Source organism: Gammaproteobacteria bacterium (assembly GCA_016195665.1).
Taxonomy (GTDB): Bacteria; Pseudomonadota; Gammaproteobacteria; order SURF-13; family SURF-13; genus JACPZD01.
In genome coordinates, this window is the sequence record JACPZD010000017.1 from 1 (window position 1) to 6,018 (window position 6,018).

3 protein-coding genes are annotated in these 6,018 nt (G+C 60.3%); all 3 read right to left on the bottom strand.

The features are described from left to right. Positions 1–2,155 (bottom strand): RHS repeat protein (locus tag HY028_04930; GenBank protein MBI3344189.1); only part of this gene is annotated, 2,155 nt, incomplete at its 3' end. A 111-nt stretch (positions 2,156–2,266) separates the two neighbouring features. Continuing rightward, on the bottom strand, positions 2,267–4,966 hold the full coding sequence (locus tag HY028_04935; protein ID MBI3344190.1) for an Ig-like domain-containing protein: 2,700 nt from the start codon (positions 4,964–4,966) through the stop codon (positions 2,267–2,269). Positions 4,967–4,982: 16 nt separating this feature from the next. Beyond that, positions 4,983–6,018 (bottom strand): hypothetical protein (locus HY028_04940; protein ID MBI3344191.1); only part of this gene is annotated, 1,036 nt, incomplete at its 5' end.

Consider the following 6,018-nt stretch of genomic DNA (forward strand, 5'->3'; position numbering starts at 1 on the left):
CCCATTGGCCTTTGGCGGGCAGGGCGCCCATGTAGCGGCGGCTGTTGGTGCCGTTCACGCCCCCGGCGATGGAGTTGGCGCCCCAGTAGGCGCGGTGCTCAAAGCTACCGCTGCTGTCTTGCCATTGCAGCATGACCTCGCTGGGGGGGTTGGCGGGGTCGAGGTAGACGTGGGCGTAGAGGGTGTCGCCGGCGCCGACGCTGAGGGTGGCGGTGGCATTGCTGAAGTAGTGCTGGTGGAAGCTGCCCTGTAGTTTGGATTGGTGGGCGAGCGTGCCGGAGTAAGGGGCAGGGTTGCTGCTCACCCAGGTCCAGGGCTCATCGTAGGTCGTGACGGCGTTGGGGGTGGCGCCGGCCGGCAGGCTGTCGTCCACCCAGACGGTGTCGGTGGGGGTAGTGGCGCCGCTGCCGGGGAGGATCTCCTGCACCGGATTGAGGCCGTCGTAGAGGAATTGGGTGGTGGCGGCGCCGACGGTCTTTTGGGTTCTTCTGCCGAGGGGGTCGTATTTGAAGCTGGCGGGAGTTCCTCCCGTAATGCCGGTGAGGCGATTGCGGGCATCCCAGGCGTAGGTCTTGCTGCCGTCGCTCAGGAGGTTGCCGTTGGCGTCATAGCTTAGGGCCTGGGCGCCCCAAGCGGTGAGCTGGTGGTTGGCGTTGTGGGTGGCGCTGGCGAGTGCTGCGGGGAGGCCGGCGCCGGCCAGTGTCCCCGTGGCGCCGGTGCGCCGGCCGAGGGTGTCGTAGCTGTAGAGCAGGGTGCCGAGGCTGGTGGCGCCTTTGGTATAGCTGAGACCGGTGAGCTGGTTGGCAGGGTCGTGGCTGTAGTTCGTTACGATGCCGTTGGGGAGGGTGAGGCTGGTTCTGCGGCTGGCCGCGTCATAGGTATGGAGTGTGCTGGTCGTGCCTTGAGTGATTTGGGTGAGCCGCGAGGCGTTGTCATAGGTATAGGTGACCGCGGGCTGGCCGGTGACGGTGAGGGCGGTGCGCCGACTGGCCGTGTCGTAGCTGTAGCTGATCGTGCCTTGCGGGGTGGTTTCGCTGAGCAGGCGGTTGAGGCCGTCATAGCTGCGGGTGATGGCGCCGCTTTGGCTGTCGTTGAGGGCGGTGAGGCGGTCGCCGGCGTCATAGGTGTAGGTGGTGGTGCTGGCATCGGCGAAGCTTGTCTGGGTGCGCCGGTTGCGGGCGTCGTAGGTGTAGTTGGTGATTTGGCCCTTGCGATCGGTGGAGCGGGTGAGGTTGCCGTTGCCGTCGTATTGATAGGTCTCGGTCTTCAAGAGCGGATCGGTCTGGCTGGCAAGGCGGTTGCGGGCGTCGTAGGTGTATTGGGTGACGCTGGCTTTGGGATCGGTGACCTTGAGGAGGTTGCTGTTACCGTCGTAGCTGAGCGTGGTGCTCTGGTTTAGGGGGTCGGTGATCGTGACCGGGCGGTCGAGGCTGTCGTAGGTATAGAGTGTTTTATTGCCCTGGGGATCGGTGACGCCGGCGGTGCGGCCGAGGAGGTCGGTGAAATAGGTGGTGGTGCGGTTCAGGGGGTCGTTAACGCTGCGCAAATCGCTGAGGTCGTAACTGAAGGTGGTGATCTGATTGAGCGGGTCGGTGACGGTGAGTACCTGGCCGGCGCTGTTGTAGGTGAATTTGCTAAGGTTGCCGAGCAGGTCTTGAAGCTGGGTGAGCCGGCCCAGGCTGTCGTAGCTGTAGGTGGTGGTGTGGCCCAAGGGATTCTTGGACGTGGCAAGCTGGTTGTAGTCGGCGGTGTAGGTGTAGCTGTCGGTGACGGCGCTCGCGGTGCCGGCCAGGCGGGTGACGGAGGTGGTGTTGCCTTGGGCGTCGTAGGTGTAGGCGGTGTTGCGGCCCAGGGTGTCGGTACGCGTGAGTAGCAGGCCACTGTTGTTGTCCCGCGTGAAAGTGTAGCTCTGTTGCTCGGGGCGGCCTAGGGCATAGGTCTCGCTGGCCGGGAAGCCGGTACTATGAAAGGTGATGCGGCGCACGAAGCCGCGCGGGTCGGTGACATCGGTCTGGGTGACCTTACCGGCGGTATCGGTGACATAGCTGAACAGATAAATCCCGCCATCGGCCAAGGTTTGCTTAGCGACCCGCCCGTTGGCGTCATAGACGTTGGTGACCATGATGTTGCCGCGACGGTCTTTCACGGTGAGCATGCGGCCGGCCGTGTCGTAGGTGTACTCCTCGAAGGTGGCGTCGGGATAGGTAGCCTTGGCGAGATAGCCGGCGGTGGTGTAGGCGTATGTCCAGGTGCGTCCAGTCAGGTCTTAGATCTGGGTGATGCGGTTGCTCAGATCATAGGTGAAGTCCAGGTAACGGCCGCTGGACGTGGTGATGCGCTGAATCTGGCCGCCGTTGCGGGTGATCGTCAAACGGTTGCCGAAGCGGTCGCGGATGCTATTGAGTAGTCCCGTATAGGGGCTGAACTCATAGATAGTGCCGTCTTTGAGGGTTAACACCCATCTTTCTCCATTGATGGGATCGTAGGGTGCCGTGAGCCGGGCGCCATAAAATCGGGTCGGCGAGGAGGTGTGTTCCCATACATAGTTGTCATGTAACGATGTCCCACCGGTACGCGGGAAGTCAATGAGCGCCCCGTCAGGAAGAATGAGCTGCTGCTTGTCGTAGGTGCCTGGCGTGGCATTACGAAGGTACATTGCATAATTGTGCGAGGTGCCGATGCCGAAAGGGCGGACGATTGTGTCGCCCGGGCGGTAGGTGCGACTCAGGGCAAAAGGCAGCACATCCGACAGCTCGACATCGGTACGTTCATGCAGAAACAGGCCGGTCAGGCAGTCTACTGGATCACCACCCCGAGCGGGACCCCCCCCGCCACCACCTCCTCCTCCACCACCTCCTCCTCCACCACAGTGGGCGGGGGAAGGAAAGGGCGGCGGTGGCCCGTTGGCTAAACTGTGCCCGGCCGCCATGTGCTCGTGCAGGCCAACACCAGGATCTGGCTTAATGTGCTGACCATCGGCGCTGACGTGGGCCGTGCCATAGACGAACCACCCGCGCTGGCGTGGATCGTAGAGCCAGAAATTATGTCGCGTACCCACTGGGTCGTTGGTGTAGTTCGGGTAGACAATACGTACACCCGGCGAAGTGTTCGGATCTAGCTCGTGTATCGTGGCACCGCCTGGGTGAATCATGAAGTACATCGGGAAATTGTCCGGTGTCGGAAACGGCGCTCGATCAAGCGGCACCGGGACAAGGGCAAAGCGTGTAAGGATGTTGCCTTGCCGGTCGCGCAGTACCGTGCCCTTGGGGAGACGGACTTCAAGTCCTGGAAGATCGGGATGGGTGGCGATGACCTCGCTGGTGGTGGGCGAGGGAATGTCTATCCAGTCCTTAGCACGAATACGCGGTAGATACAGGGCATAAGAAAGCTCCGTAACCCGGCCTTCCTTGACATCTACGCCCACGACAAACTGGGCGTACTTTTGGCCCCCTTTACCGGCCGTCAAGCCATCTACGATTAGCTCATGACGGCCTGTAGGTACACCGGTGAGGGTAAAGCGGCCATTGGCGTCGGTAAGGGTCGAGAGAGCACCGAGCGAAACCGTTACATTCGCCAATGGTTTATCATTCAGACGCAGTACTGTCCCGGCAACACCGGTCTCGCCGGTGTTTTCTGAAACAGCACTGTTTTGACTCGGGACCGGATGCCGCTTGCGCAGATCTTTAATGTGATCTCGAATGTCTTCATCGTTATCCAGCATAGCGCGGACAAAGTCCGGCAGCGGTTTGCCGGTGCGCCAGCGCCCCCCCTTGTGTTGCTCGCCAGGTTTGAAATCTTCATCATCGTCGGCGGCGGCAGGTGTTTTGTCCGCGCCTTGCGCAGTGACGTGTGTCTTATCTGTTTTCCCCGAACCGGCTTCGGTGTTGTGGCTATCTGTTGCTGTGGAAAACGAGCTTGAGGAGGATTGGCCATTGGTGAGTGTGCTGGTTTCGCTATTCTGTATCTCGCTGTGATCGGTAGCTGCTTGCTGAACATCGCTGCCGAGGCTTGCGGTGCGGAAGTTGAAGGTGGTAAAGGGAACCGGTGCAGCATTGTTATCTGCGGCGCCCTTCACAAACAATGTGTACCATGAGGCCGGCCACAGGTCGCTCTTCGGCGCGATAAAGGCCAGCCTGCCTCCCTCGGCGGCGATCACCCGAATAGCTGTCACGCCCGAAGGGCCGATCAAGGTGACGGTGCTGTCGTTAAGCGTTGCCGGGTCGAGCGGTTTGGAAAAGCGTAAAGCAATCACGCCATCCACGGGGAAGTCCTGCGCCTCGGCGGTGGGGATGGAGCCGGTTAAGCTTGGCGGTGCGCTGGTTTTGGTTGCGGTTGCGGCGGCGTCCGCGCCATTCACGAAACGATTTTGCTCGGGATCGAACAAGGCCGCCGTGCTCAATGCATGACCTGCGGCGTCCACACCCCCCTCGATCAAGACCCGGCCGTCGGCGAGCAGTTGCGCGGAATGGCTTGTCCGCGCTGGCCCGCTAAGCTTTGCTACCTCTCCGGTCCGCGAGTTCCAGAATTCCGCCTGGTTAAGCACGTTATGCTGTGCATCATGGCCGCCGACAATCAGCACGCGGCCATCGGTAAGCAGCGTGGCGGTATGGCCTACGCGCGGCAATAGATTGACCGTGAGTTTCTCGAAGGTATTAGTGGAGAGGTTGAAGCGCTCCGCACTCGGCACTATTTTGCCGTTCGCATCCGTACCGCCCAAAATCAATACCGAACCGTCGGACAACACCGTGGCGGTGTGATCTCTACGAGGGAAATTGGGGGCGGTGCGTTGAGGGCTTGACTTATCGAACGAGGAGATGACAGCCGCTACCTGGATGGAGTTTGAGCGGTTGGATGTTGCACTGTCCACAACACTCGAGGTGGAAGCTAGCAGCACTGAGGCCAAAAGTGCATCCATTGAATAGCGAAGTGCTGCTTTGATGGGGGTATTTCTTATCTTATGCTGCATGTCTTACTCCTGAATCTTATGGCAGCGTTATTGCGACTGAGGCGGCATTGTTGGTTTCATTGCTCTCCGTCACGTTACCGCTATCGGTGTTGGTGCCGCCAACCTGAGCGCCATGGCCATCCGCCTTGATAAATAACCGATAGGCCCCTGCGGTAGTGGTTGTGCTCGTCGTGTAGGTGACCGTGACCGTGTAGCTCGCGCCGGGGGCAACATCGGTGTTGCGATAGTTGTAGCCGGAGAGATTGAGATCGGCATTGTCGAGGGTGGCGTCGGCCGACAAGTAGGCCAGATCGAACCAGTATGATTTGGCGGCAATGCTGCCCTGGTTAGTGACGGTGAAGGTGACGGGAATACTGTAGGAACTGTTTGCGTTTTTTACGATGCCCCCAATGGTTACACTGCTCACCGTGAGATCAGCCTTAGTAGGTAAGGTCAAGGTCAGGGCCTGTACATTATTGACCTCATTGCCTTCTGCCAAATAGCCAGTGTTGGTGTTGGCGCCGCCCACTTGAGTACCGTGACCGTCGGCTTTGATGAACAGGGTATAGTTGCCGGGAGCTGTGGTGCTCAGAGTCCGGTGGGTGACCGTGACCGTATAGCTTGCGCCGGGGGCAACATCGGTGTTGCGATAGTTGTAGCCGGAGAGATTTTGATCCGCGTTGTCGAGGGTGGCATCCGCCGATAAGTAGGCCATGTCAAACCAAACTGCCTTCGCGGTGACATTGCCCTGATTGGTGACGGTGAAGGTGACCGGGATGTTGTAGGAGCCGTCTTGGTTGGCGGTGAGGGCGCCGAGTGTGGCGCCGCTCAGCACCAGATCAGTCGCACCAAGCTTCACCTGCATCGTAGCGGTGGCTCCGTAGTAGGGATCAATCAACACCGTGTAGGTGCCGGTGACCGGCAGGTTGCTGAGATTGAGAAATCCCCCGCCCGGGCTGCTCGCTGTGGTCGAGCTGAGGGTTGTGCCATCCGGTTTATAGACGGTGAGGGCTATCGGTTTACCCGCGGGGACGGTGCTGAGGCCCGCGACTTCGATCCCGACATTGCTCCCG